This is a genomic window from Streptomyces sp. NPDC101118 (assembly GCF_044759445.1).
GTDB lineage: Bacteria > Actinomycetota > Actinomycetes > Streptomycetales > Streptomycetaceae > Streptomyces.
In genome coordinates, this window is the sequence record NZ_JBIVZG010000021.1 from 99,464 (window position 1) to 126,327 (window position 26,864).

Here is a 26,864-nt window from a genome sequence, read left to right on the forward strand (position 1 = left end):
ACACGCAACTCGTGCGTACTCACAGGTGGCTGCCCGCAGCCACGTTCACCGTCGCCCTCTCCATCGCCGGACCGGCTCTGCCCGCGTCCGCCGAGACCGTGCCGGCAGCCAACGCCGGTGCCCCGTTCGCCGTCGAGGACGCCGCCTACCCCTTCCGTTCCTCGGTCCTGGCCGTCACCGGCGCCGATCTGATCGCCGGTGACGGCAACATCACGCACACCTCGTGCTCCGGCCCGTACCAGATCATGGTCTGGGCGCGGAACCTGCTGACCAACGACTCCAGGATCTGCTTCAAGGCCGCCAACACCGGCTACCTCGCCGTCAACATCCCCCGCGCCTACCGCATCGAGACCAACGACCGCGACCTGGCCGCCAAGATCTCCATCGCCGGCGAGACCTCCAGCCTCACGGTCCCCAAGGACACTTCCAAGGGCTTCGGCGAGGCCGACCCGGCCGACCCGCAGCGGGCCGTGCTGCTGGAGATGCGCATCACCGGCTCCTCGGCCGCGGCCGCGCAGCCCTCCGGGGACAACACGTACGCGTTCACCGGCAAGCTGGCCATCGGGGACAACAAGCGGTTCTGCTCCGCAACACTGATCGACCCGCGCTGGGTCCTGGCCGCGAAGAGCTGCTTCGCCGACAACCCCGCCGAGGACAACACGGTCGCCGCCGGGGCACCGAAGGAGAAGACGACCCTCACCGTGGGCCGTGCGGACCTGGCGACGACCGGGGGCCACACGACGGAGATCGTCGAGCTCGTGCCGCGTACGGACCGGGACCTGGTGATGGCACGCCTGGAGAAGCCCGCCTTCAGCATCACTCCGGCCCCGCTGTCGTCAAAGGCCCCCACCACCGGTGAGGAGCTGACCGTCGCCGCCTTCGGCCGCACCGCCTCCGAGTGGGCGCCGAGCAAGGTCCACACCGCCGTCTTCGGCGTCGGCGCCGTCGACGCCACCGGTTTCGACCTCGCCGCCAAGACCGCCGGCGTGGACTCCGTCTGCAAGGGCGACGCCGGCGCACCCGCCCTGCGCACCGAGAACGGCAAGCCGACGGTCGCCGCCCTCACCAGCCGTTCCTGGCAGGAAGCCTGCCTCGACGGGGGCGACGGCTCCAAGGCCGGCGCCTACGACACCCGGGTGGACGACATCGGTGCGTGGATCGCACAGGTCGCCGCGCCCCGCAACAGCTCGCAGGTGTCGGTCCTGGCCGGCGGTGGCGGCACCATGTGGAGCCAGTCCGGCGACCTCGGCTACGGGGAGTACGGGCAGGCGTGGTCCAAGGCCGACGGCAAGGACATCACCCGTGTGACCAGCGTGCGTTCCGGCGAGTACCTGCGGGCCTACGGCATCGCCGGCGGCAAGGTCTACGGCCAGGACCTCAACGTCCGCACGGGCCAGTGGTCCGGATGGAGCGAGATCCCCGGCGGCGCCGCCGGCACCAGGGACATCACCGCCGCGATCGTCAACAACGTGGTCTACCTCCAGATCGCCGGCGCCGACGGCTCCCTCTACACCCAGGTGGGCGACTACAACGCGGGCCGCTGGAACACCGGTTGGACCAACGTCTCCGCCTCCGGCCTCACCAGCGTCACCAGCCTCACGGCCGGCACGACGGTGCGCCTGTACGCCGTCGCCGACGGCCGCGTCTACGGCCGCGACCTCAACACCCAGAACGGCTCCTGGACCGGCTGGGGCGAGCTCCCCGGCGGCGCCGCCGGCGTCAAGGACATCGGCGCGAGCCTGGTCGGCAACAACGTCGAGCTGCAGATCGTCGGCGCCGACGGCGCGGTCTGGATGCAGTACGGCAACTACGACGCCGGCCACTGGAACACGACGTGGACCAAGGCGGGCGGCACCGACCTCACCCGTCTGAGCAGCAGCCCCGTCGGCAAGAGCGTCAACGTCTACGCGGTCGGCGCCTCGGGCAAGGTCCTCAACGCCACCCTCGAAAGCGGCCCCGGTACCTGGACCGCCTGGAAGGAACTCCCCGGCGGCCTCGCCGGCGCGAACGACGTCTCCGCCACCGCGGTGGCCGCACCCTCCAAGGTCTCCCTGGCGGCGGGCAGCCAGGGCACTCTCTTCAGCCAGAAGGGCGACCTCGCCACCGGTGCCTTCGACGCCCAGTGGGCCCAGGTCGGCGGCGTCGAAGTCACCCGTCTGACCAGCGTCACCGCCACGAACCACATCCGCTACTACGGCATCGCCGGCGGCAAGGTCTACGGCCGTGACCTCGACACCCGCACCAACACCTGGTCCGGCTGGGGTGAGATCCCCGGCGGCGCCGCGGGCGCCCGCGACATCACCGCCGCGATCGTCAACAACGTCGTCTACCTCCAGATCGCCGGCTCCGGCGGTTCGCTCCACACCCAGGTCGGCGACTACAACGCGGGCCGCTGGAACACCGGCTGGGCCAACATCGCGTCCTCCGGCCTGACCGGCCTGACCAGCGTCGCCGCCGGCACGACGGTGCGCCTGTACGCCGTCGCCGACGGCCGCGTCTACGGCCGCGACCTCAACACCCAGAACGGCTCCTGGACCGGCTGGGGCGAGCTCCCGGGCGGCGCCGCCGGCGTCAAGGACATCGCCGCCAGCCTCGTCGGCAACAACACCGAGCTCCAGATCGTCGGCGGGAACGGCGGCCTCTGGACCCAGTACGGCAACTACGACGCCGGCCGCTGGAACACCGCATGGACCGACGCCGGCGGCACCGGCCTCACCCGCGTGACCAGCACCCCGTCCGGCAAGAACGTCCACGTCTACACGGTCGGCGCCTCCGGCAGGGTCCAGGGCTCCATCCTCGTGAGCGGCCCCGGCACCTGGACGGCGTGGAAGGAACTCCCCGGCGGCCTCGCGGGCACCACGGACGTGACGGCCACCACCGGCAAGTAGCCTCCGGCCTCCGGGCCCGGACATGACCCCCCGTGCTGGTGATCACGATGCGCGGGGTGGTCTCACCGGGCCCGGAGGCACGGACGGGCCGAGGGGCACCTCCGTCAGCCGCATCCCGGGTTGCGGTCCAGGTCCGGGAAGGTACTGCGCCACTGGTCCGGGGGCAGGGCGCCCTCGGTGGCCGTGCAGATGCGTCGGACGGCTTCGTCGGTGTCGAGCGGCCGGAACAGCACGCCGGTGCCGTCCGCCGAGGCCAGGATGTCCCCGCCCGGGGCGAAGTACACGTTCCGGACGGCGCCCGTATGGCCGGTGATCGGGCCGCCTCTGGCCCTCAGGGGCGCGCCGTCGTTGCCGACGGGCGCGTCGCCGAGGCGCCACTGACGGAGGCCGTCGGCACCGCCGATGACCACGAGGCCCTGCCGGACGGCGACGGAGTGCACCGGTCCCGTCAGCTCCACCGGTACGGCGTACGGGTTCTCCGGGGAGGCAGGACGCGAGCTGTCCCAGACCCACAGGCCGGCCTCCGCTTCCACCGGGGACCTGCGCACGAGCAGGACCCGCGAGGGGGTGTCGAAGACCGGGCGCCCCAGGTCCACGGCCTCGTTCTCGATCCTGGGGACGAAGCCCCGCACGGCTTTGGGGGCCATGGGATCCCGTAGGTCCCACAGCTGCACGCCGAGCGCACTCGCCGTGAGGAGCGTGCGCCCCTCGGGGGCGAAGACCGCCCAGCGGGTCTGCGGAGTGCGGCGTACGAGCCGGGGCCGCTGAGGGTCGCTGACGTCCCACAGGTTCAGCGTCTCCGCGGCGGTGACGGCCAGCAGGTGGCCGTCCGCCGAGAGGGACAGCTCGCGCTCCGGTGAGAGGAAGGATTCGTGCTCCCGGCCGGGGCTGAAGGCCGGTCCGATGCGGCGCGGGGCGCGTGGCGAGCGTACGTCCCAGATCTCGGCCTCGCCCGTGCCTGTGGTCGTGAACAGGGTGTTTCCGTCCGGGGCGAACGCGGCGCTCTGGGCGTACTCGGTGCCCAGCCGGGTGACGAAGCGCGGGCGCAGCGGATTGGTGGTGTCCCACAGGACGGGGTCGCGCCCCAGGTAGAGCAGCAGCCGCCCGTCGGGCCGGTAGGCCAGGAGTTCGGTGGACCGGTAACCCGCCTTGGTGCGTATGCCCGCGGGCATCGTCCAGAGGTGTACTGCCTTCTCGTCCCTGACGGCCAGGGTCCGCCCGTCAGGGGCGAAGGCCAGCGCCTCGATCGAGGCGGTGTGGCCGACGAGGGGCGGCATGGCTGCGCCGGGCCGGACCAGGGCGTCGTCCCAGATCTGCACGGTGTGCCGTTGCTCGTCGGCGGTCGCCAGCCACGTTCCGTCCCGGCTGTAGGCGAGGGTGCCGACCTTCGTGGCCGGATCGCCCACGGGGACGACCTGGGGCTCGCCTCCGTCCAGTCGCCACAGCTCGGCGCGGCTGCCGATCAGGACGGCCAGCGTCTGCCCGTCGGGACGCAGGACGAACTTCTGCAAACCCTTCGTGCCCAACAGCTCCTTCGCGCTCCGCCCTGCGAACCTGCCTTTCCGCTCCGGTGACGCATCGGGCCTGGCGCCTGGGGCGACGTGCCAGAGCTGCACTCCGTTCCCTGCCCAAGTCGCCACGGTCCGCCCGTGGTCGGCGAGGCCCACCGTCTTGTGGACGATGCCGGGGGTCCCGAACGGCGCGCTCATCGGCCGGGGCCGGGTCGGGTCGGCGATGTCCCACAGCTGTACCCGGGTGTCGTCGGCGTCCAGGATGCCCTCGGTGTTCGGGACGACGTCGGTGACGGTGGCCATGACTGCGGCATCCGGAGCGAAGTGGACGGCGATCACCGACGGTTGGAGGACGGCACGCAGCCGTGGTCGGGTCGGGTCACGGATGTCCCACAGGCCGGTGCGGCCCCTGCCGTCGCGGACCGCCGTCAGGGGGAGGACGGGGCTGACGCTCGTCCAGCGGACGGGGAGCCAGTCCTCGGGGAGGGCGAGCTCCCGTCCTTCGCCGGGCCGGTCCCGCCCGATGCGCCAGGCGAGGACACCTTCTCGATCGGCCAGTTGGATGCTGCGGAATGCCAGGAGGGTGGTGCCGTCGCCCGCGAACGCGAGCCTGTCCTCACGGTTGAGGCGCCACGGCAGCACCTGGGGCAGCGGACTCCCGGCGGCCGACAGGACCTTCGCCCGGGTGGCGTCGGTGGGGTGGGTCCGGTGGGCCGCGACGTCCAGGCGTGCGGCCAGTGCGACGTCCGCCGACCGGGCCCGGTCGGCCTCGGAGGCGATCCGCGCGGCGACGGTCCGGTCCCGTTCGTCCTGTGCGGCGGTGCGCTGACGCAGGGCGTACCAGGCGGTCGTGGACGCCAGGAGGGCCAGTACGCCGAGGAGGGCGACCGCGCCCCTGCGCACGGCCCTGGTCCGGCGGTGCAGGCGGGTCGAGGCGGCGAGGAAGACAGCAGCCGGGGTGGTGGGGCCCACCCTGGTTCCGGCTGCGGCGACGCCCCGCCGGGCCGCTTCGAGCACGCTGCCCCGGTAGAGGAGTTCGGGGCTGCGGGAGCGTTCCAGCCAGGCGTGTGCGGCCTCTTCCAGGTTCTGGTGGACCAGGTCCCGGTCGCGTTCGGCGTCCGCCCAGCTGCGCAGGCGGGGCCAGGACCGCAGGAGCACCTCGTGGGTGATCTCCACGGTGTCCTCGTACTGCGTGAGCATGCGCGCGGCGACGAAGGCGTCGACGACCTCGGCCAGTACCTCCGGCTGGTTGGCTGCGGCGAAGAGGACGGCCCGAGCAGCCCGGCGGCGGGAGTCCGCTGCCGGGTTCCGGTCGACCCTGATCAGCCGCAGGAAGAGCGCCTCGGCCTCCTTTCTGCCGGGCTTGTCCAGTCGGTTCCACACCTGCTCGGCTGAGCGTTTGACGGCACCCCGGATGCCACCGGTGAGCTCGTAGCCGCGGAGGGTGAGGGTGTCGCCGGTGCGCTGGGCCCAGGTGACGCGCAGCGCGTGGGCCAGCAGCGGCAGCCGGCCGGCGTCGTAGCCGAGCGGAGGGAGGGCACCGGTCTGGACGGTGCCGGCGTGCGGGTCGTGCGGCTCGGGGTCGGGGTGGGAGTCAGAGGTGCCGAGGTCGGCGAGGAGGCGTTCGGCCAGGCCGGGTTCCAGGTGCAAGGGGCGTTTGGACCTCGCCGCGGGCTCGGTGATGGCCTCTCGCAGTTGTGCGGGGGTCAGCGGGCCCACGGTGATCGGGTCGTCGGAGGCCGCGGCCAGGAGGCCGGGATGGTCGAGGCAGGGGGCGTAGAAGTCGGCACGGAGCCCTACGACGACCCGTACGGCCGGCGGGGCCCCGCCGGGGCCCGGCGCCGCCAGCGCGACGAGCGCGTCGATGAACCGCCTCCGCCGGCCCTCGTCCCGGCACTCGGTGAACACCTCCTCGAACTGGTCGACGACGAGGACCCGTTCCCGGCCGGTGGGGAGGCCCGTGCCGGACGCCGCGGCCGATGCCGATGCCGATGCCGATGCCGCAGTGGTGTCGCCGTTCTCCTGGAGGTAGCGCTCCAGGACCGCGCCGGGGTCGGCGGTCGGGGTGACGACCACGGGCGATACCCCGGCGCCGTCGGTGTCCAGCGCGCCGCCGAGGAGTCTGGGGACGAGCCCGGCCCGCAGCAGCGAGGACTTCCCTGCTCCGGAGGCCCCGATCACCAGCTGGATCCCGCCGGCACGGCGGCGCCATTCCAGGGCCGTGAGCAGTCTCGCGATCAGCTCGTCGCGGCCGAAGAACACGTGGGCGCGGTCCGGCCCGAACGGCTCCATGCCGGGATACGGGCACGCGTCGACCCCGTCGGCGTCCCCTCGTAACGCGCGCTCCCGCAACTCGAGCAGCTCCGGCAGAGGGAGGTGCAGGACCTTCGCCAGGGCCTTCAGCGTCGCGACGCTGGGCAGCGTACGGCCGTTGAGCGACTGGCTGACGGTGGTGTGCGACAGCCCTGACAGGCGCTCCACCTGGGCCACCTGCAGGTTCCGGTGCTGCCGCCCCTCTTGCAGTCTGCGCCCGAGCTCGTTCAAAGGGTCGTCGTCCGCCATCCGCCCAGCCCCTCCCGGTCGCGCCCGGTTCATTGTGTTTGCCGCGTCCTCCGGCGACCACCGCAACGGCGAAGTTCCCTGCCCAGGACGGCGATCCGGTCAGGCTGTGGCGAGGGCCCGGGGGCGGGCGTGGAGCAGGCTGTGGGGGCGCGTGCCGTGCACCGCGCCTCGTCGTCGGGCTCGTGCGCTTACGGCGTCCAGGACTTCAGGAGTTCGGCGATCCGGGCGACGGTTGTGCGGGGGGCGTGGAGATCGTGGACGAGAGCGGCGGCGCGGGCGTACGGGTCGTCGTAGACGGGAGGGCGCCCCGTTCACGGACGGGGACCGCGGCGCCGTCAGCGTGCTCTTCGGCTCCCCCGCCGGTCTGGGCCGCGCCATCGCGCTCGCCGACCCGGACGCGCTCACGGTCCCCCCGACGACGAACACCGCCCGCGTCTGGGGCGCGCGGCTCGCCGCGGGCGACTTCGACGGGGACGGCCGGGCGGACCTGGCCCTCGGCGCCTACGGCGAGACCAACCGCGCCGGCCGGGCGGACCTGTTCGTGGGCGCCCTAGACGTGGACGGCATCCACCACGGCTCCGTCACCGTGCTGCCCGCCACGCCCCTCGGCGAACCGCTTCGGCACGTGCGGGATCCCCTGCTGCCGGCGCCGGGGCGGCGGTCGGGCCGCGGCGGGGGCGCAGGGTGCGCCGGACCAGCGCGCGCAGCAGGCGGACGTACGGCGACCAGCGGGCCGGTCGGGACACGGCTCCGCTGCACGCGAGTTCGGCGCGGTCGAGGGCGTCCTCCAGGAGGGCGTCGTGCAGGGGCCCCCACAGCAGCGGCCAGGTGAGGCGGGCCAGGCCCCGGGGGGACATCGTGAGGGTGTGGTGGAGCACGGTGCGCTCGGGGCCCGCGGGAAGCACGGCCAGTTCGTGGAAGCCGTGGAAGCCACGCGGTCCGGTGAAGGCGAAGCGGATCCAGCGCCCCGGGGCGTAGCCGGAGACGGTGTAGCGCACGGGGCCGTGTCCGCCGACGGCGCCGACGGCCAACGGGCGGTCGAACACCATGGGCGCCCAGGCCCGGCCGGGCCACAGCCGGTCGTCGTCCCCGTCGGCGAGGGTGTCGACCAGGGCCCCGACCTCGTCCTGCGGCGCGACCAGCAGGCGCTCGTGCACGTTGTGGACGCCCATGCGTCCTCCCTTCACCGGTTGGTTCGCCCTGCCGCCGAGGTCGCTGATGGCTCGCCCCCGGAGACTTTTAGAGGGCTCTCTCCAATAAATTGGAGGGTACTCTCTGTTTCATGGCGAGACCACCCCGCTTCGACTCCGATCTGCTCCTCGACGCCGCCGTGCGCCTCACCGCGGGCGGCGGCCCGGGCGCCGTGACCATGGCGGCGGTCGCCAAGGCCGTAGGAGCGCCCAGCGGGTCGGTCTACCACCGCTTCGCCGGGCGTCCGGCGCTCCTCGCCGAGGTGTGGCTGCGGACCGTGGAACGCTTCCAGGAGGGCTACTTCGCCGTCCTCGACGGTGCCGACGACCCCCGCCGGGCGGCGTCCGGCGCCGCCCGGTACGTGGTGGAGTGGAGCCGGGAACACCCCGAGGAAGCCACCCTCCTCCTCTACGGCCCGGCCGACTTCGGCCGGGCCGACTGGTCCGAAGAGCACCGGCGGCGCGCGGACGCGGGCAACGCACGGGTCTTCGCCACCCTGGCCTCCCTCGCCGACGCCCTCGGCATCCCGGCCGGGGACCGGCAGGGCCGCGACCGGGTGACCCTGGCCCTGATCGACCTCCCGCTGTCAGTGGTCCGCCGCCACCTCCGCGCCGGCACACCGCTGCCACCACACGCCGAAGACCTGACCGAGGCCGGCACGACGGCCCTGCTCGCACCACCGGCCCGAGGCATCCGCGAAGTCGGCTGACCGGTCCCCGCCCGGGTCCCTCCCGGCCACCCCGCACGGGCCCCGGCCAGCCGGCCGGGGCGCGGGGGCGCACGGGGGGCGCGTCGCCCCGCCGTGCGTGCCGTCCGATGGTGTGGTGGATCCGCGTTGGCTGCGCAGGTCGGAGCAGCGGCTCTGCGTGGCTCATCGGTCCAGCACGATGAGGGCACCTAGATTTGCCCCGCCCTTCCAGTCTGCGTCGGCCACGGGTTGCAGCGGGCTGCTCCGAGGCAGGAGGGCTGCCACACCCCTCGATTCGGACGCACGCTCCTGGGAGAGGCCATGACGAAGACTCCTGGCGGGGAACCCGTTCACCCCGTCGCTCACGACCCGGCCAGCCGCCGCGACTTCCTGAGGTACTCGGCACTGGCAGCGTCGGTACCCGCGCTCCAGTCCGTCCTCGCGAACCCCGCTGCGGCCGCTGCCGCACCGGGCGCGTACGCACCCGTTCCACCCACCGCGATCGGTCCGCAGATCCCCGCGAAGGGCTATCTGGTCCAGGAGATCGGCAAGCGGCTGTACTGGCTGACGGACGGCTTCTACCAGATCATGTTCCTGGTGACCGAACGGCACCACGGCAGGAAGCAGCGGGTCATCGTGGTGGACGCTCCCCCGACACTGGGGGGCAACATCCTCCGCGCGATCGAGGAGGTGGCACCGGGTGCCCGCATCAGCCACCTGGTGTACACGCACTACCACGCGGACCACATCGGCGCGGCGGACAAGCTCCGCGACGCGAGCGTCCCGAAGCCGGTGATCATCGCCCACGAGCAGACCGCCCACCTGCTCCGACAGGTGCCCGAGTCCAGCCGGCCGCCGCTGCCGACCCGCACCGTCTCCGGCAGCTACCGCCTGGAGGTGGACGACCAGGTCCTGGAGCTCCACTACAAGGGACCCAACCACAGCCAGGACAACCTGTTCGTCCACGCGCCGCGGCAGAAGGTCCTGAACGTCGCGGACATCGTCTACCCCGGCTGGGTCCCGTTCAGGAACCTCGTCGTGTCCACCAACATCCCCGGCTGGCTCAAGGCGCACGACCAGATCCTGGAGTTCGACTTCAAGACCTTCATCGGCGGGCACCTGACACGGCTGGGTACGCGGCAGGACGTCGAGATCCAGCAGGAGTACCTGCGCGACCTGGAGCACCACGGCAGGAAGGCCATCACCGAATTCGTCGACGTGGGCTACCTCTTCGCCAAGTACCCGGGCAACGCGTGGGCCGTGTTCAAGGAGTACCTCGACATCCTCACCCAGACCACGGCCGACGCCGTCACCCCGGCCTGGACCAGCCGGCTCGGCGGCGCCGACGTCTTCACCTACGACAACGCCTGGACCATGGTCGAATCCCTGCGGCTCGACCACAAGGTCCTCGGCCCCTTCGGCACCCGCCCCTGAAGGACGCCCGGCCGTGCGGGCGTTGCAGTGTGAGGGGCCCCGGCTGCACCGACGGGCCGTGACCGGCCCGTCGGTGCAGGGTCCCCTTGGTCCCTCCCGCTCGCTGCCGGTTCCTACGCCGTGCTCTCCCTGCCGTCGCGTACGACGAACTCGCCGGCTCCGGTCGTGCCCGACGCGGTGCGGCGGAGGGTGAGGGCGACCGCGCCGGAGCCGCCGGCCGCCACGTGCGACTCGGTGATCCGGTAGGCGGACGGGACGGCGCCCCCGTCGAAGAGGCGCTTGCCGGCGCCGACGACGACGGGGAACTGGATCAGGCGGTGGACGTCCACCAGCCCGGCGTCGTGGAGGGTCCGGACGAGCTGCCAGCTGCCGTGCACCTGGAGCTCGCCGCCCGGCTGTTCCCTGAGCCGGCGCACCTGCTCGACGACGTCCTCGCCGCGCAGCACGGTGGTCTTGCCCCATGCTGCGCCGGCATCGGTGAGCGTGTTGCTGACGACGTACTTCTGCCCCGTGTTGAGGGCCGTGGCCACGACGTTGTCGGGGTCGGTCACCTGCGACCAGTAGGTGCGCATCATCTCGAAGGTGGTCCGCCCCAGGAGGATCGCGTCGGCCCGGCCGAACCACTCCCCCACCGGCTCGAGCTGGCCCTCGGTGGTGTGCGGTACGAGCCAGCCGCCGCGGTCGAAGCCGCCCGACGGGTCCTCCTGGACGCCGCCGGGGCCCTGCATGACGCCGTCGAGGCTGACGAAGGTGTGAACGCTCAGTTCCATGCGTGCTCTTTCCCTGGTGGCGCGGCGTGTGTGCCGCGGTCGTGACGGTTCGCACGTGGGACAAACGCGCCGCGGGAAACGTGACATCAGGTGCTGCACCCCAGGTCGGGGAGCGTGCCTAGCGCTGCCGGAGGACCATCCGCTCGCGCATGGCGGCGAGCACGCCCATGGCCCTCGTCCGCTGGTCGGGTACGTCGGGGAACTCCACCCGGAAGTAGACCTGTTCGCGTGCGGAGTCCGTTGCGGCGAGCTCGATGCGGCGGTGCCTGGAGCCGGGGTCGTCCGCGCCGGTCTTGTGGTACGTCGCCTCGAAGGTCCAGCCCGGCACGCCGAGCAGCGTGGCCGGCTGCACTCCGTCACTGCGTACGGCGGTCATCGTTCCGTCGGCTCCTTCCTGGTACCACTTCAGCTGGTCGCGCAGGTCGTCCTGGACCTCGTCGGTGATGTCGAACTCGTGGTAGACGGTCACGACGATCTGCGAGCCCGGACCCGTGTAGAGGACTCCGGCCCTCTCCTCCGTGCGCTCGTAGTCGGCGGGGACCGCGATCGTGAACCGGCGGGCCTCTTCGTGGACCGTGCGCCAGCCGTTCTGCAGCGGTCCGGTCACTGCCGCCGTACGCGGGAAGCGGACGCTCGTGTTCGTGCCCGGCTCCGGCTTCGGCCTCGGCGTCTCGGAGTCCGACGGCGTGGGGCGGCCGGCGGTCGTTCCCGAGCCCGCTCTCCCGGTGTCCGAGGGGTCGTTCCGGCCGTCCATCCACACGAGGGCCGTCGTCAGGCCGGCTGCCAGGACCACGGCCACGGCTGCCACCGGCACGGCACGGATCCGGGTGCGGGTGCGGGTGCGGGTGGGTCGCCCGGCAGGGGCCGCGTCCCGCGCGGGCGTGAGCGGCTCCGTCGCGGCGGCGGCCGGGGGTGCGGGGACGGAGGGCGGCCCGGGCGGGTGGGGCGAGGTCGCCGCGGCGCCCAGCTCGCCCGCGATGCCGCCCAGCCGGGCCGCCACGTCGGCGGCGCGTTGCGGCCGGTCGTCGGGTGACTTGGCCAGGAGGGCGAGCACCAGCTCGTCGAGGACGGGCGGCAGATCCGCGCGTACGGTTCCCGGAGCGACCGGCGCCTCGGTCACGTGGGCCACGAACTGGGAGTGCAACTGCCTGTCGCCGAAAGGGGGCCGGCCGGTGAGGAGTTCGAACAGCAGGCAGCCGACCGAGTACAGGTCGGTACGGTGGTCGATGCGTCCGGCCTGTATCTGCTCGGGAGACATCCACGGCGCGCTGCCGATGGCGGAGCCGCCGGTGAGGCGTTCCAGGCCGAGTGCCGGATGGAACCAGGCGATGCCGAAGTCCAGGATCTTCACGCTCAGGTCCGGCGTCACGATGACGTTGGACGGTTTGACGTCCCGGTGCACGACCCCGGCGGCGTGTGCCGCGGCGAGGCCGACGCACACCTGGCGCGTCCACTCCACGGCTCGGGCCGGTGCCGGCGGCCCCCACCTGCGGAGCAGTTCGTCGAGGGTGTGGCCGCGTACGCGCTCCATCACGACGTAGGCGGTGCCGGCTTCGCGGCCGAAGTCGTGGACCGTCACGACGTGGCGGTTCTCCGACAGCCCGGCGGCGGCTCGGGCCTCCCGCTCCAGCCGGGCCAGCGCTTCGGGCGTCTCCGGTGTGTCCGGCAGGACCTTGACGGCGACGGTCCGGTGCAGCAGGTCGTCGTGGGCCTCCCAGACCACGCCCATCCCACCGGCGCCGAGGCGCTTCCCGAGGCGGTACCGCCCTCCGAGCAACCGGCCGCGCATGCCCTGCCCTCCCCCCCTGGCGCACCCCCTCGGGCGCGTGGCTTCCCCGCGGTCATTCAACCCGCACGGTGCGGGAGGCTCAACTCCCTTGATCCACAGGGAAGTCCGGGAGAGGGAGAGAACGCCGGGCAGCCGTGGCCCGTGCCGTGTTCGGACCGGTTCGCCATGGTCCTGTGATGATGAAGGAGTGCCAGAGCCAGGAACCACTGCCGTCGTCATCGTCCTTCCCGGTGCCGCCCCGCTTCTCGACGCGGCGTGGCGGATCGATCCGGGTCTGGTGAGACCCGGGGTGCCGGCACACGTCTCGCTCCTCTACCCGTTCGTGCCGGAACCGGCGCTGACAGGTGAGGACGAGGAGGGCGTGCTCTCCCTGGCGGCGAGGCTTCCGGCAGCCGACCTGCTGCTGGAGGAGGTCGTGACGGAGGCGGGCTCCGTCGCCGTCACCGTTCCGGGTCTGCAGCCGGCGGTCGAGGCGTTCCGGGCCCGGTGGCCCGGCCTGCTCCCGTACGGGGGCCGCTTCGGCGCGCGGCCCGCCGCCCATGTCACCGTCGCTCTGGGGGCGGACGACCCGGTGACCGCCGCACGGGTGTGCGCGGCGGTCGACGGCCTGCTGCCGCTGCGCACCCGTGCGACGGCCGTCCAGCTGGTGGCGCTGACGCAGGAAGGCTGGCGGCTGCGCGGCACCGCTCCGCTCGGCGCCCCTGACGGGCGGTGAACCCTGATCCGGCGATCCGGACCTCACCTCGGCACCACGGGTGAGGACGCGCCCGGCACGAGGCGGCGGGGGGTGGCCGTGCCGTCGGCGGGGACGGCCCAGACCGCGCCGTCGTGTGCGTACGCGACGGTGTCTGGGGTGGTCCAGGCCGCCTGGTCGTCGACGGAGCGGGGGTCGGCGAGGGGGTGGTCGCGGAGGGTGGCGAGGTCGAGGACGTGCAGGCGCCAGGGTGCGCGGGGGTCGGCGGAGACCTTCTTCTTGTAGGCGATGCGGGTGCCGTCCGGCGAGAGCGAGGGGCACTCGACGTTCTCCTTGAGCGTCCGCGCCGCCCACTTCTTCAGGTCGCCCGCGACCAGGTGGGTGCGGCCCCGGGTGGCGACGGTGGCGTAGAAGCGGTTGTCGTCGGCGGCGAAGGTGACGCCCCAGTAGTTGACGTCGGGGGCGTGGTGGCGGCGCCCGTCCAGGGTGAGCGGGATCTGCTCCATGTTCTTGATCAGGTAGCCGGTGCGCAGGTCGAGGACCGAGGTGCGGGTGGAGAACGCGGAGGTGGCGTACGAGTCGCCGCTCGCGAAGGTGGTCCAGGCCAGGACCTTGCCGGAGGCCGAGACGCGGGCGCGGTTGGGGATGCCGGGCAGGCTCATCCTGCGCACCTCGCGCAGGTGTCGGTCCAGGACGACGACGTACGTGCGGGCAGGCACGCCGGGGCGCAGCTGCAGGCACAGCGCGGTGCCGCCGGCGGCGTGGAAGCGGTCGCAGCGGGGACCGAGCGCCGCGCGACCGCCGGGGGCGCCGGGGTCCTGGCGGGCGACCCGGCCGGTGGCGGTGTCGCGGAACCACAGGCTGCCCGGGGTGCCCGTGCCGAGCGTGAAGCCGGTGCTCGGCGTCGCGGTGGCCGGGTCGGGGCGGGCGCCGGCGGCGCGCACGGTGTAGGCGGTGGCTCCGCCGGCGAGGAGCAGGACTCCGAGGAGCAGCGCCCACAGGCGGCGGCGGTTCGGGGCGGTCGCGGTGGTCAACAGGAGGGACCCTTCGGGGAGTGCGGCGTGGACGGCGGGGCCACGGGGCGGCGGTCGGACGGGAGCAGGCGGCTCGCGCCGTACATCGCCACCGTGAGTCCGGTGAGGGCGGTCAGGAGCGCGGCTGTGGGTCCCCACAGGGTCCAGGCGGCCCCGAAGCCGGCTGCGGCGCCGACCTTGGCGACGGCCTGCGCGGTCTGGACGAGCGCGAGTCCGCCGGCCCGGCGTCCGGGCGGCAGGAGCGGACCGGTGAGGGCCATCAGGACGCCGTCGGTGGCGGCGTAGAAGACCCCGATCGCGAGCGGGACGCCCACCAGGAGCACGGCCGCGGGCAGCGGCGCGAGGAGCAGGCCGAGGGCCAGGAGCAGGGCGCCGTGTCCGTACAGGAAGGGGCGGCGGCGCCCGACGCGGTCGGCGAGCCGGCCGGCCGGTACGGCGAGCAGGAGGTAGACCGCCGAGGCGCCCAGCGGCAGGAACGGGAACCAGGTGGCGGCCAGTTCGGTCCGCTGCTGGAGCAGCAGGTAGAGGAAGGCGTCGCCGACGGTGGCCCCGCCGAGGAGCGCGGCGCCGAGCGCGATCCGGCGTACGCCGGGCAGCCGCAGCGGCGCGGCGAGGTCGCGCAACCGGTGCGCGCCGCCCACCGGTTGCCGCCGTCCGCCGGGGACCAGGACGACGAGCAGCAGCACACCGAGCAGCCCGGTGCAGAAGCTGACGACGAAGACGGCGTCGTACGCGTCGGCGGTGGCCCACAGGAGCGCGAACGCGGCGAGGGGGCCGAGGAGGGCGCCGGTGGTGTCCATGGCGCGGTGCACGCCGAAGGCGCGGCCGAGGCCGTCGGGCGTGCTGTCGAGGGTGATCAGGGCGTCGCGCGGGGCGGTGCGGATGCCCTTGCCGAGGCGGTCGGCGGCGAGTGCGGCGGCGATGCCGCCGGTCGCGCCGCCGGCGAGCAGCAGCCCGAGCCGGGAGCAGGCGGAGAGCGCGTAGCCGGCCCCGGCGACCGCCTTGTGGCGGCCGCCGCGGTCGGCCGTGTGGCCGCCGGCGAGCCGGACGAGGGCGGTGGCGCCGGTGAACAGCCCGTCCAGGAAACCGAACTGGAGGGGTGTGAGGCCGAGGCCGACGACCAGGTAGAGGGGCAGCACGGCGGTGACCATCTCGGAGGAGACGTCGGTGACGAGGCTGACCGCGCCCAGGGCGAGGACGGTGGCGGAGACGCGCCGCCGCGCCCCGGAGGGGGCGGGCGACGCGTCCCGGCGACCGGTGGTCGCGAGGTACATCAGTGGCAGGTGCGGGTCGGGCCGGTGTCCTTGACCTGGCCGTCGGTGCCGACGTACTGCCAGCCATAGGTGGTGTCGGTGAGGTCCAGCTTCAGCACCCCGTAGGGGCCGCTGATCCGCTTCTGGCTGTTGGGCTGGACGTTCTCGATGGGGTACGGCTCGGCGCCGCCGGTGCCGGCGACGATCTCGACGATGCCGTCGGCGGTGGCCCGGCCGGAGGGGTCCTGCGGGGCGAAGCGCTCGTAGTGGTGGTCGTGGCCGTTGAGGACCAGGTCGGCCTTGGCGGCGTAGAGGATCTGCCAGACGGGCTTGGAGACGGGGTCGTTGCCGTGGCCGCCGGAGGAGTAGAGCGGGTGGTGGAAGTAGGCGGCGACGCAGCCCTTGGTGGTGCCGGCGAGGTCGTTCTTGAGCCACTGGATCTGGGCGGGGTCGTCGAAGGAGTTGGAGTCGAGGGCGATGAAGTGCCAGTTGCCCTCGTCGAAGCTGTAGTAGGGCTTGCCCTGGGGGTACGCGATCGCTCCGAAGTACGACTTGTAGCCGGCGAGCGACCCGGCCGGGTCGTAGGTCTCGTGGTTGCCGGGGGCGGGCCGCGTCCTGGCCTTGAAGGCGCCCCAGGTCTTGTCGTAGTAGTTCCGGTAGTCGGACAGGCGGGCGTCGTCGTACTGGTTGTCGCCCATCGTCAGGTAGAACTTCGGGCCGATCCGCTGGGCCTGGGCGGCCGTCTTGGGGTGGGCGCAGGAACTGCTGGAGGCGGTGCACTGGGCGGCGATGTCGCCGGCGGCGACGACGGTGAAGGCGCCGGTGCCGGGCGGGGTGGTGTCGCCGGGCGTCCCGTAGACCTCGGCCTCGTAGAGGGAGTAGCCGTACGAGGTGCCGCGGGCGGTGCCGAAGACGCGTACGTAGCGTCCCTTGGCGTTCAGGGCGGTCCAGTCGTCCGTGCCGCCGTTGCCGGCGGTCTCGGTGGCGAGCGTGGTCCAGCCGGAGCCGTCGGCGGAGATCTCGATGCGGTACGCCTTGCCGTAGGCGGCCTCCCACTTGAGGCGGACGCGGGAGACGGTGGCGGTGGTGCCGAGGTCGACGCGGAGCCACTGGGGGTCGGAGCCCTCGGCGCTGGCCCAGCGGGTGGCGGGATCGCCGTCGAAGGCCTTGGCGGGGGTGAACTCGGAGGCCTCGTCGGAGGACGAGATTGCGGGCCTGCCGCGGGAGAGGAGCGGGTCGGCGGCCTCGGCGCGGCCGGTGGACGCGAGGACGAGGACCCCGGTCACGAGCAGGACGGCGGCGAGCAGCAGGGACAGGGTGGTGGTGCGGCGTGACGGGGCGGAGGCGTGCGGTTGGGGCATACCTGTGACTCCCTTTGCCTGGGAAGGGTGAGAGCTGGGCACCGGTGCGGGCAGCGCGGGCCGGCCCCGTGACGGCGGGCGCCTCGGGGCGTACGCGTGCACGGCGGCCGGGTCAGAGCTCTCGCTGAGCGCGTCACGCCCCTGCCCCCGGGCGTACCGGGGAGGGGCGCCGCGCCAAGCCGCCGCCGGGGATGCTATCTGATAGGAAAGTTTCCTACCAGATCCCGGGGCGGCCCTTCGCGTGGGGGGGGCGGGCCGTGCGCGTGGTGGGGGCGGACCGTGCGCGTGCACGCCCGGCCGCTGCCGTCAGGCGTCCGCCCGCAGCGCCTTGCCGGCCAGGACGCCCGTCACGATGAGGGCGCCCCCGAGCCACCATGGGCCGTCATCGAAGATCAGGACGAGGGCCCCGACCGGTACGAGCAAGCCGGCCAGCGGGGCGAGCATGGCGTTCGTGCCCGGCGGCTCCAGGCCCGGCTCGCCGGCCGCCTTCCGTGCGCGGGCACGGAGGGTTTCGGGGTACCAGAGGGTGAAGCGCACGGCCACGATCAGGGCGAGGACCGGGATGACCCAGCCGGTCCAGAGGTTGTCGGGCTCGCGCAAAACCAGGTCGCCGTAGCCGCCCGCGAGGGCGCCGGCCAGGAAGGCCAGACCCCACACCCCCGTGATGACCTGGTTGGCCCGCAGGAACTGCGGGGTGTCCCAGAGCGAGGGGTCGGTCTGTTCACGGGCGTAGGCGAGGGTGAACGGCCGGTGCAGGGCCATGGAGCCGAAGGCGATGGCGACCAGGGCGAGGTTGGAGATCTCGCCGGAGTAGGTCTCCAGCCACCGCAGGGTGCCGTCGTCCGCCAGGGCCCCGATGATCGCGAGCCCCGTGAAGAAGATCAGGTCGGCCAGCTCCAGCAGCTTCCAGGAGCTTCCGGGGTGGGACCACCGGCCGGCCACGACCAGGAGGACGGTCAGGGCCAGGGCGATGCCCACCGCGATCTCGAAGCGGCCGGGGCCGGAGAGGATGCCGAAGACGATCCACGGGGCCATCCCGACAACAGGGCTCTCCAGGAGCCCCGCGATGCCCTCGCGAGCCGCCCGATGGCTCTGGGTGCTCATCCCTCCAGCGTGGGCCCCGACGACGTGTGGCGCATGCGCATCGGGCGCCGGGGCGGGAGGGGTCCCGGGGCGGCCGGGAGGGGGCCCGGGCGGCCGGGAGGGGGCCGGCTCGGATCCGTGGCGTGTCCGCCCTCCTCCCGGTGCGCACGGCCGGCCTGGCGGGGACCCCGGCGGAGAGGTGCCTGCCAGGCCAGGGCGACGCTGCGCCCAGCGGGTGCGGCGGACGGGCGGTCAGAGGGCGGTGGAGAGGGCCACGTGGCGCCACTGGTCGAGTTCGCGGCGTACCAGGTCCAGCTTCGCCTCGACGCGTTCGAGTGCGTCCGCGCCCAGTTGGAGGCGCAGCGGGGGGTCGGCGGTCTCGGTGAGGTCGACGACGGCCCTGGCCGCCTTCACCGGATCCCCCGGCTGGCGGCCGTCGTTGCCGGCCAGTGCCGCGCGCACCGGCCCCGCGCCGGCTGCGTAGTCGGCGATGGCGGCCGGTTCGACCCGGATGCTGGAGCCGTTGAGGAAGTCGGTGCGGAAGCCGCCCGGTTCCACGACCGTGACGTGGACCCCCAGCGGGGCCAGTTCGCCGTGCAGTGCCTCGGAGATGCCTTCGAGGGCGAACTTCGACGCGCCGTACAGGCCCACCGCCGGAGCGGTGGCGAAGCCACCGACGGAGCCGATGTTCACCACGTGTCCGGAACGCTGGGCACGCAGGGTCGGCAGGGTGGCCCGCAGCGTGTTGAGGACGCCGAACACGTTGACGTCGAACAGGTCGCGGGCAGCCTCGTCGGAGGTCTCCTCGATCGCGCCGACGAGACCGTAACCGGCGTTGTTGACCACGATGTCGATCCGCCCGAACGCCGCCAGGCCGGCCTCCACCGCGGTTCTGAGCTGCTCGGCCTCGGTCACGTCCGCATTCACCGCCAGCAGGCCCTCCGGCCCCTCCGGGTAGGCCTCACGCACGGCCGACACGTCCCTCGCCGTGGCGATGACGCTGTGCCCCCGCCGCAGGGCCTCGCGGGTGATGGCGGCGCCGAGCCCGCGCGATGCACCGGTGACAAACCAAACGCTCATGTTCTCCCACATTCCGATCGCCGGTTGGTCAGCAGCTCGACGCTAAGAGCTAGAGTCGGGTCTAGATCAAGATGTGTGTGACGGGAGCCGCCCATGGATCTGAGCATCGGCGAAGTGGCGGCGCGCAGTGGGCTGAGCGTTCACGCGCTGCGGTTCTACGAGCGGGAGGGCCTGTTCGCCAACCCCGTGCGCCGCCTCTCCAACGGCCGCCGCATCTACCACGAGGAAGACCTCGAATGGCTGGCGATCTGCACCCGGCTGCGCTCCTCCGGCATGTCGCTGGCGATGATCCGGCAGTACGTCGAGCTGGCCCGTCGGGGCCCGGGCAACGAACACGAGCGGCTGGAGTTGCTGCGCCGGCATGCGGATCACGTGGAGGCGCAGATCCGGGAACTGCAGGAGACCCTGCACGTGATGCGGCAGAAGGTGCGGATCTACGAGGAGCACGTCGACCGCGGTGAGGCCGACCGGCTCTGGAATCCGTCCCACCCGGACGCCGCCCGGGCAGCCCGGGCAGGCACCCGGCAGGAGTGGCCGCCGCCGCGCGAGGCGTGATCGCCCGGCCTTCGTCCTGCCGGACGGCGTCGTGCCCCCGGGCCGGAGAGCGGCTCCGGGGGCACGACGGGGTGGGTGGGGGGTCAGCGGCCCTGGAGGGACTTGACGTTGTCGCCGAAGCCCCAGCCCTTCGAGCCGTCCCAGTTGACGGACCAGGTCATCAGGCCCTTGAGGGCGCCACCGAAGGCGTTCCAGGACTGGCTGACCAGGCTCGGCCCCATGTGGCCGCCGCCCGCGCCGGGTTGGGCCGGCAGGCCGGGGACCTGCTTGTCGTACGGGACCTTGATGGTGGTGCCCTGGATGACCAGGCCGTTGTTCAGGCAGGTGGTCTGCGCGGTGAAGCCCTGGACGGTGCCGGCCTGGTACGAGTCGCCGGCGCAGCCGTACATGCTGCCGTTGTAGTACTGCATGTTCAGCCACCACAGCCGGCCGTTGTCCGCGTACTTCTTGATGACCGGCAGGTACGAGCCCCAGATCGACCCGTAGGTGACGCTTCCGCCGGTGACGTACGCGGTCTCGGGCGCCATGGTCAGCCCGAAGCCCGCGGGCATCTGGGCCAGCACGCCGTCGATGATGCGGATCAGGTTGGCCTGGGAGGCGGACAGCGTGTTGATGTTGCCGCTGCCGGACAGGCCGGTCTCGATGTCGATGTCGATTCCGTCGAAGTTGTACTTCTTGAGGATCGGGACGACGGTGGCCACGAAGCGGTCGGCGACCGTGCTGGAGCTGAGGTCGATGCCTGCGGTGGCGCCGCCGATCGACATCAGGATCGTCGCTCCGGCCGCCTTGGCCTGGCACATCTCGGCGGGGGTGGCGACCTTGACGCCGGTGTCCATGCCGTCCTGCCAGAGGACGGTGCCGTCGGAGAGGATCACTGGGAAGGCGGCGTTGATGACGTTGTAGCCGTGGGCGGCGATCCGGCTGTCCGTGATGGGGATCCAGCCCATGCCGGGGTGGACGCCGTTCGCGGCGCCGTCCCAGTTCTCCCAGTACCCCTGGAGGACTTTGCCCGACGGCTTGGGCTTGGTGGGGCAGGTCTCACCGGGTGGCGCGGTCGTCGGGGGCTGGGTGGTGGGGGGCTGGGTGGTCGGGGGCTGGGTCGTGGGCGGCTCGGTCGTGGGGGGCGGCGGGCTCGTCGGCGGCGGCGTCGTGCCGCCGGGGCCCGTGAGCGAGACGTCGTCCGCGTGGTACGCCGGCTGGCCGTACCAGCCGTGCAGGTAGACGGTGACCGACGTGGTGCTCGGTCCGGTGGTGAAGCTGACGGTGAGCGGCCCGTACGACGCGCTGTTCGGCGTCCAGGTGGACGTGGTGCCGGTCAGTCCGGTCCCGGTCGCGCCGAGGTGGACGTAACTGCCCTGGACGTGGGCGCTGAGCGTGTACGCGGAGTTGGGCTGCACGCTGACCGTCTGGCCGCAGCGGGCGTTGTCCTGGCCGGTCGGCGTGGCCTTGAGGGCGGAAGTCCCGGAGCGGACCGGGGAGTTGACGGCCACGCCCGAGCCGCCCGCGCACGTCCAGCCGGTCAGGCCGCTCTCGAACCCGGGGTTCGCCACCAGGTTGCCGACCGCGTCCTCGGCTGTCGCGGCTCCGGCCGAGACGGATCCGGCCACGGCCATGCCGGCGGCGACGAGGGCGACGGCGCTCATCCCGGCGAGCGAACGCCGCAGGGCGCGCGAGCCGTTCGCGGAGTGGTGGGGCGGCGCCAGGGGGGTGGTGTCGCCCGGCGGCCGGTGCGCCGGTCGTGGCCTCCGACGGAACATGGGGTGCTCCCTTCCTGCCGAACGCCATGGCCATGACAGGGCCGGGGTGGGGGTGACGCGCGGCGCTGGATACGTGCGGACGTGTGGGGCCGTGCCGGTCCGGATCGTAGGAGCGGGCAGGAGGGGCGGTCAATAGGTCTGGACCAATGAAGTGACCCGGGGCCGGTGAGGGTGATCGCGCGGCCGGTGAGCGAGGTGCCGGTCAGGGCCTCGACGGCGATGCCGGCGACGTCCCGCGGGCGGATGGGCGCGATCTGCGCCTCCGGGTAGGCGAGTTGGCCCGGCAGCGCCCGGCCGATGAAGTGGGCCCAGCCCAGGGAGTTGCCGGCGAAGGCGTCCGGTCGCAGGAGGGTGCAGGTCAGGGCGGAGCCGGTGAGGGCCTGCTCGACGCGGGGCTGTGGCTTGCCAGGGGGGCGGGCGCTCGGGCTCGGGCGGTCAGCGTCCTTGTGCGGTGAGGGTTTCGGGGCGGTGGTCGTCGCCGTGCCAGGTGGGCCAGCCGAGGAGTCGCGGCCGTTCGGTGACCCAGGCACGCGTGTCGGGGCCGATCTCGGTGTCGATGAGGTCCCCAGCAGGGCGCGGTAGCGCTCGACGAGGTCGCGGTGGGCCGGGTCGGCGGCCAGGTTGCGCAGCTCGGCGGGGTCCTGCTCCCGGTCGTACAGGACGACGTCGTTGTCGGCCAGGAGCGCCTCGGTGCCGGCGGGACGGTTGGGCTTCAGCGGGGAGAAGTAGCGGCCGAAGGTGTAGCGCTCGTCGGAGTACGCGCGCAGGAAGCCTCGCTTGTTCCAGTCGGGGCGCAGGTCGCCGGACGCGACGCGCTCGGGCGCGTCCGGGTCGGCGAACTCGAACCAGAACGAGGCGTCGAGGGTTGTGATCGACTCCACCGCGTTCAGGATCCCCTGCCGTACGGGGCGGCCGTGGAGAACGGGCATCAGCGAGTGGCCCTTGAGGCCGGGGTGCCGGGTGGCGGTCCCGCCCGCGTCGACGCCGGCGATCTCCAGCAGGGTGGGGGCGATGTCCACGGAGGAGGCGAGGGCCTGGGTGCGGCCCCCGCCGGGCAGGTCGGGGTGGGCGATCATGAAGGGGACGTGGAAGTTCTGGCGGAGGCCGTGGGAGCCGGCCATCTCGCCGTGGTCGGAGGTGAAGACGACCACGGTGCGGTCGGCCTGTCCGGAGGCTTCCAGGGCGTCGAGGACGATCTCGACGCTGCGGTCCACGTCGCGGATGGCGTTGAGGTAGAAGTTCAGGCCGTCGTACCAGTGCGCGTCGTCGGCGACCGGCCCGAAGACGGTGTCCAGCATCCGTGCGTACTCGGCGACCGCGGGGGCCGCGCCGGAGAGGTCGTCGTGCAGGCTGGTGGGGAGGTCGAAGTCCCAGCGGCGCTGGTAGACGGGGATGTTCGCGGCCGCGCGCGTGACGACGGCGTGGGCGAGGCCGAAGGGGAGCTGGACCTGGGGGCGGCCGCCGTAGTCGAAGCTCATGATGTCGTGCGGGTTCACGAAGTTGACGGCCATGAACCAGGGCTGGTCCTCGGAGACGACCGGTGCGCGGTTGCGCAGCCAGCGCACGGCCTGGCCGGCGATCACGGGGTCGAGCTTGAGGCCGGCCCAGGCGCCGCCGTCGATGTCGCCCCAGTCGTTGAACTCGCTGAAGCCGTAGGGCTCCAGGGCGTCGGTGGTCGGGCCGGGGTTCTCGGGGGTCACGTAGCAGTTCGAGAGGTGCCACTTGCCCTGGTAAGTGGTGTAGTAGCCCGCCTCGCGCAGCATGGTGCCCAGGGTGCCCAGCGCGGGGTCGAGGGGGCGGATGTAGGGCATGTTGTCGTTGTCGTAGATCTCGGTGAGCGGCAGGTGCTGGCCGGTGTAGATCACCGACCGGGCGGAGCTGCACTGCGCCGAGGCGGTGTAGTAGCGCTCGAAGGTGGTGCCGCGGGCCGCGATACGTTCCCGGGCGGGCAGGGAGAAGCCCTCGGGCCGGGGCAGGGAGGCGCGCTCCTCGTCGGTGACGACCAGCAGGATGTTGGGGCGACCGGTCATGTCCTGCACTGCCCTTCGCTCGCCGCGTGCCGCGCGCCGACGCAGGGGCCGGGCGTTCGTGGGCCGCCTCGCGCGCGGCCTGGTACTGATGCCGTCGAATCCAGGGCGGCGAGTCGGTCCGTACCGGTCAGGACGCGGCCGAGCGCGGCCGGACGGGTGACGGCACCCAGGGGGCTGCATCAGCCGGAGGCGGTGCGGCCCGGCCCGGGCCGTCGGGCGTCTGAATGGCGGCGGAACGATTGCGGCGCCCGGGTGGGAGGGCTCTCCTGAGGGAGGGTGTGGTGCTCGCGCCCCCCGCCGTTCCCACCTCGCTCCAGGAGGCAGCATGACCACCCGTCCCGACGCCCTGCCCGAGACAGACCGCGCGTTTCTGGACAAGATCCAGTATGCGTTCGAGCAGCATCCGGAGATGGCGGAGAGGTACGCCCTCGCGAGTCTGGCGCTTGAGCGCGAGCTCGGCATCGACTACACGCGCCGGCACGGGCGGTCCCGCATCGAGGGCGAGAGGATCATCACCGAGTTCGTCGCCCGCAGCGACTCCCCCGAGCCCGATTCCTCGACCGGCGGCTGTCTGAAGCGTGGATGGCGCCACGGCGAGTTGGTCTGTATCGAGTGGGCGACGGCCTAGGTTGGTCTCTGAGGGCTCCGGGCCCGACCGCCCGCACAGGGCGGGCGGGCCCGGAGTGGACCAGGGTCAGGACACCACGGGGGTGGCGTCCGTGACCTCGCTCAGGCGGACCGTGCACAGGCCGCGGGATTCGTTCCGCACCTCCGTCACCTTGAGCTGGGTGCCCGGCGTGAGGATGTACTCCTCCTCGCCGGTGAAGGCGGAGAAGCTCTTGATCCCGACCGCTCGGGCCGGCGTCACCTCGAAGAGGGTCCGCTTGCCTCGGCTGCCCAGGAATCCCTTGGCCACCTTCAGCTCCGAGGTGCACGAGGAGACGCCCCACCAGGTGACCGTGCGGCCCACCGGGTACTGCGCTCGCAGGTCGAGCGACACGCCGCGGAACAGCGGCTGCGTGTAGGCCGGCAGCTCCGAGACCGCCGAGAACAGCAGGCGCAGGTACGGAAGGTACGGCGTGACCTTGGTGCGGTCGGGTGAGCGCAGGACGCTGTTGATCTCGCGGTAGAAGGCCGACTCGCAGGTGTAGAGGTGGAGCGCTGCGATCGCGTCGGCGGACAGGCCACCGCCCGCCGCCTGGTCCGCGCGGTGCTTGCCGAAGTCGTGGGACCGCCGGATGTGTCCGGCGAGCCCGGCCAGCGCCTCGGAGACCGGGGCGACGGCGCCCTGGAAGTCCATCAGCGGGGTGTCGAAGACGCCGGTGATCGCGGGCAGGACCAGGCCCTCGTCCTTGACGCTGGTGAGGCGCTCCAGGTACAGCTGGTGCAGGTTCATCGTCGACTCGATGAAGGCGCCCATGCGGGCCGCGACGTCCCCGGCCTGACCGCTGGCGCCAGCCGTCGTCGTGTTCCAGCCCTTGCTGGGCAGCCAGTCGATGCCGTCGGCGCCCAGCGAGGTCAGCGCGTCGTTGACCTGGGCGAAGTGGTCGCCCTCGCAGAAGATGTCGCCCTGTGCCGCCGGGTTCGCGTGGTCGAGGTGCCGGACCTCGACGTCCGGGTACTTCTCCTGGAGCCGCAGGACGACCCGCTTCAGGCTGCGGGCGTGCGCACCCCACCAGGCGAACACGACCCCGCGGTCCTCCTCGGGCGCGTCCTGCTTGGCCTTGAGGATCTCCTCCACGATCCGCTCGGCGACCGGCCGCCAAAACGTCGTGTGGTGGTCGGCACCCATCGCGCCGTCGCCGCTCGCGGTGAGCGACGCGTTCAGCAGGAGCACGCCCTGCGTCAGCATCGCCTGAAACCACTCCGGCGGCTGGACCGTGTCCCGCTCCTTCAACAGCGCCCGTACGTCGGCGATCGGGGTCTTCTTGGCGATGCCGTACTTCCACATCGCCGCCGCCTTGATCAGGCACCGGATGCTGACGACCCGGCCGAACTGGCTGTCCTTCCAGTCGCTGAAGGTGTTGTCGAACATGGCGATGCCGGTGGCGCTCTCCGGCCGCGGGTACGGGTTCTGGCCGAAGACCACGACCTTCCACTTGTGCGGCGGGTTCGGCTTGAGTGCCTGGAACGTCAGCTCGCGGACCGGGACCACCTCGTGGCTGCGGCCCTTCCCGATGAACCGCTCGGCGTCCGGCTGCGCCTCGATGACCGGCTTCAGCAGCGGGAGCCAGGCCTCCCCGCCGCCGTCGAAGAGTTCGGTGAGGGCGAGGGGGTCGTTCGTGTCGGGCTCGGCCGCGGCCTCGGGCTGGGGCTCGGGCGCGGGCTGGAGCTCGGGCTCGGGCTGGGGCTGGGGCTGGTGCGGAGGATCGGTGGGAGAGGGAGCGGCGGCCTCGGCCACCGGAGCGGGGGCTGCGGGTGCCGGGGCGGGGGCCTGGGCCTCCGGTGCCGGCGCGGGGGCGGCGGGCGTGGCGGCCGCCGGCGGGACGATGCGTACCCGCTGGTCGAAGGGCGCGCTCTCGATCCCGTGCAGCTGCGACACGATCGTCGAGCGCAGCTCGTCGTCGTCCTCGAACCAGTGGTCGTGGAAGAGCGTGTAGCCCGTCCACATCAGGTTGGCGCACACCCGGGCGGGCACCTGACCGGTCTGCGCCCCCAGCCCGACCAGCGCCACGGACCGGATGCTGCCCGGCTTCTTGCGGTTCTGCCGGTGGACGGCCTGGAACGCGGCCGCGCACGCCAGCGCCACGTTCAGCGTGGCACTGACGTTCTGCGAGGAGCGCACCATCGTCGGCGTCGATATCAGGTACCGGGGGACGGTCGCGCCGGACGGGACGCAGACAGCGCTGCCGACCGGCATGGGGCCGGCGAACCGGTCGCGGATCGCCCGCTGGACGCGTACCTGGATGCCGGAGCCCAGGTAACGCTTGATGACGGCGTCGACCCCGCCGTCCATCCGGCCGCGGGAGTTCGTGGGGGTGACCCAGGCATCGACGTCCTCGTCGAGGATCGAGCCCTTGCGGATCTCGATGCCGGGGGTGTCGGCGAACGCGGCGCGCCACGCCTCCACCACACGCTCGTTGACGTCCGTCAGCACCACCCTGAGCGCGGGCAGCACAGTGCTCTCGGTCATCGTCCACTCCTGTCGTACAACAGCGCTTCCAAGACCTCGAACGTATCGCCC

Annotated in this window: 18 protein-coding genes and 1 pseudogene; 7 read left to right on the plus strand and 12 right to left on the minus strand. The window is 72.8% G+C overall.

The annotated features are described in order from the left end of the window. The first annotated feature begins 11 nt into the window (after positions 1 to 11). Positions 12 to 2,888 (plus strand): trypsin-like serine protease, encoded by a 2,877-nt coding sequence (locus tag ACIQUQ_RS28420; RefSeq protein WP_403981359.1) that lies wholly within the window; start codon positions 12 to 14, stop codon positions 2,886 to 2,888. Positions 2,889 to 2,992: 104 nt separating this feature from the next. On the opposite strand, the gene ACIQUQ_RS28425 is transcribed toward ACIQUQ_RS28420, so the two are convergent. After that, on the minus strand, positions 2,993 to 6,994 hold the full coding sequence (locus tag ACIQUQ_RS28425) for a helix-turn-helix domain-containing protein (RefSeq protein WP_403981361.1): 4,002 nt from the start codon (positions 6,992 to 6,994) through the stop codon (positions 2,993 to 2,995). A 307-nt stretch (positions 6,995 to 7,301) separates the two neighbouring features. On the opposite strand from ACIQUQ_RS28425, the pseudogene ACIQUQ_RS28430 reads away from it, so the two are divergent. Then, positions 7,302 to 7,481: pseudogene (locus ACIQUQ_RS28430) on the plus strand (FG-GAP repeat protein); the annotation flags it as partial. Between the two features lie 61 nt (positions 7,482 to 7,542). On the opposite strand, the gene ACIQUQ_RS28435 reads toward ACIQUQ_RS28430, so the two are convergent. Next, a complete protein-coding gene (locus tag ACIQUQ_RS28435; protein ID WP_403981363.1) occupies positions 7,543 to 8,133 on the minus strand; it encodes an SRPBCC family protein in 591 nt (196 codons plus the stop codon). Between the two features lie 110 nt (positions 8,134 to 8,243). Between ACIQUQ_RS28435 and ACIQUQ_RS28440 the strand changes: the two genes are divergently transcribed. Further along, complete coding sequence (locus ACIQUQ_RS28440) at positions 8,244 to 8,861, plus strand: TetR/AcrR family transcriptional regulator (RefSeq protein ID WP_403981367.1); 618 nt, start codon at positions 8,244 to 8,246, stop codon at positions 8,859 to 8,861. A gap of 300 nt (positions 8,862 to 9,161) precedes the next feature. Then, positions 9,162 to 10,274 carry an MBL fold metallo-hydrolase gene (locus ACIQUQ_RS28445; protein WP_403981370.1) on the plus strand — a complete coding sequence of 371 codons (1,113 nt, stop codon included), beginning with the start codon at positions 9,162 to 9,164 and terminating at the stop codon, positions 10,272 to 10,274. Between the two features lie 113 nt (positions 10,275 to 10,387). Here the strand turns inward: ACIQUQ_RS28445 and ACIQUQ_RS28450 are convergent, their stop codons facing one another. Both ACIQUQ_RS28450 and ACIQUQ_RS28455 read right to left on the minus strand, forming a co-directional pair. After that, positions 10,388 to 11,044: a dihydrofolate reductase family protein gene (locus tag ACIQUQ_RS28450; protein WP_403981372.1), complete on the minus strand. Its 657-nt coding sequence runs from the start codon at positions 11,042 to 11,044 to the stop codon at positions 10,388 to 10,390. A gap of 118 nt (positions 11,045 to 11,162) precedes the next feature. Next, on the minus strand, positions 11,163 to 12,833 hold the full coding sequence (locus tag ACIQUQ_RS28455) for a serine/threonine-protein kinase (protein WP_403981375.1): 1,671 nt from the start codon (positions 12,831 to 12,833) through the stop codon (positions 11,163 to 11,165). 187 nt (positions 12,834 to 13,020) lie between these two features. Here ACIQUQ_RS28455 and ACIQUQ_RS28460 point away from each other — a divergent pair, with 187 nt between their 5' ends. Then, entirely contained in the window at positions 13,021 to 13,548 is a 528-nt protein-coding gene (locus ACIQUQ_RS28460) for a 2'-5' RNA ligase family protein (protein ID WP_403981377.1), read from the plus strand. Positions 13,549 to 13,571: 23 nt separating this feature from the next. On the opposite strand, the gene ACIQUQ_RS28465 is transcribed toward ACIQUQ_RS28460, so the two are convergent. The 5 genes from ACIQUQ_RS28465 to ACIQUQ_RS28485 all read right to left on the minus strand — a co-directional run bounded on the left by ACIQUQ_RS28465 (position 13,572) and on the right by ACIQUQ_RS28485 (position 19,338). Next, positions 13,572 to 14,561 (minus strand): hypothetical protein, encoded by a 990-nt coding sequence (locus ACIQUQ_RS28465; RefSeq protein ID WP_403981380.1) that lies wholly within the window; start codon positions 14,559 to 14,561, stop codon positions 13,572 to 13,574. Continuing rightward, a complete protein-coding gene (locus ACIQUQ_RS28470; RefSeq protein ID WP_403981383.1) occupies positions 14,558 to 15,835 on the minus strand; it encodes an MFS transporter in 1,278 nt (425 codons plus the stop codon). Before ACIQUQ_RS28470 ends, ACIQUQ_RS28465 begins: the two co-directional genes overlap by 4 nt. After that, on the minus strand, positions 15,835 to 17,175 hold the full coding sequence (locus tag ACIQUQ_RS28475) for a discoidin domain-containing protein (RefSeq protein WP_403981386.1): 1,341 nt from the start codon (positions 17,173 to 17,175) through the stop codon (positions 15,835 to 15,837). Before ACIQUQ_RS28475 ends, ACIQUQ_RS28470 begins: the two co-directional genes overlap by 1 nt. 306 nt (positions 17,176 to 17,481) lie before the next feature. Continuing rightward, entirely contained in the window at positions 17,482 to 18,279 is a 798-nt protein-coding gene (locus tag ACIQUQ_RS28480; RefSeq protein WP_403981388.1) for a hypothetical protein, read from the minus strand. Between the two features lie 231 nt (positions 18,280 to 18,510). Next, positions 18,511 to 19,338, minus strand: a complete 828-nt coding sequence (locus ACIQUQ_RS28485; RefSeq protein WP_403981391.1) for an oxidoreductase — start codon at positions 19,336 to 19,338, stop codon at positions 18,511 to 18,513. Positions 19,339 to 19,431: 93 nt separating this feature from the next. On the opposite strand from ACIQUQ_RS28485, the gene ACIQUQ_RS28490 reads away from it, so the two are divergent. Beyond that, positions 19,432 to 19,893, plus strand: a complete 462-nt coding sequence (locus tag ACIQUQ_RS28490) for a MerR family transcriptional regulator (RefSeq protein WP_403981394.1) — start codon at positions 19,432 to 19,434, stop codon at positions 19,891 to 19,893. Between the two features lie 83 nt (positions 19,894 to 19,976). On the opposite strand, the gene ACIQUQ_RS28495 is transcribed toward ACIQUQ_RS28490, so the two are convergent. Together ACIQUQ_RS28495 and ACIQUQ_RS28500 are read right to left on the minus strand one after the other, a co-directional pair. Continuing rightward, positions 19,977 to 21,536, minus strand: coding sequence for a carbohydrate binding domain-containing protein (locus ACIQUQ_RS28495; protein ID WP_403981397.1), 1,560 nt, complete (start codon positions 21,534 to 21,536; stop codon positions 19,977 to 19,979). After that, complete coding sequence (locus ACIQUQ_RS28500) at positions 21,533 to 23,680, minus strand: sulfatase-like hydrolase/transferase (protein ID WP_403981399.1); 2,148 nt, start codon at positions 23,678 to 23,680, stop codon at positions 21,533 to 21,535. The genes ACIQUQ_RS28495 and ACIQUQ_RS28500 overlap by 4 nt, the downstream gene beginning before the upstream one ends. Before the next feature lie 325 nt (positions 23,681 to 24,005). Here ACIQUQ_RS28500 and ACIQUQ_RS28505 point away from each other — a divergent pair, with 325 nt between their 5' ends. Next, positions 24,006 to 24,308, plus strand: coding sequence for a hypothetical protein (locus ACIQUQ_RS28505; RefSeq protein ID WP_403981402.1), 303 nt, complete (start codon positions 24,006 to 24,008; stop codon positions 24,306 to 24,308). Positions 24,309 to 24,374: 66 nt separating this feature from the next. On the opposite strand, the gene ACIQUQ_RS28510 is transcribed toward ACIQUQ_RS28505, so the two are convergent. Continuing rightward, the gene (locus tag ACIQUQ_RS28510; RefSeq protein WP_403981405.1) at positions 24,375 to 26,813 is read right to left on the minus strand and encodes an ADP-ribosyltransferase domain-containing protein; all 2,439 of its coding nucleotides are present in this window, start codon (positions 26,811 to 26,813) and stop codon (positions 24,375 to 24,377) included. Positions 26,814 to 26,864: the final 51 nt, after the last annotated feature.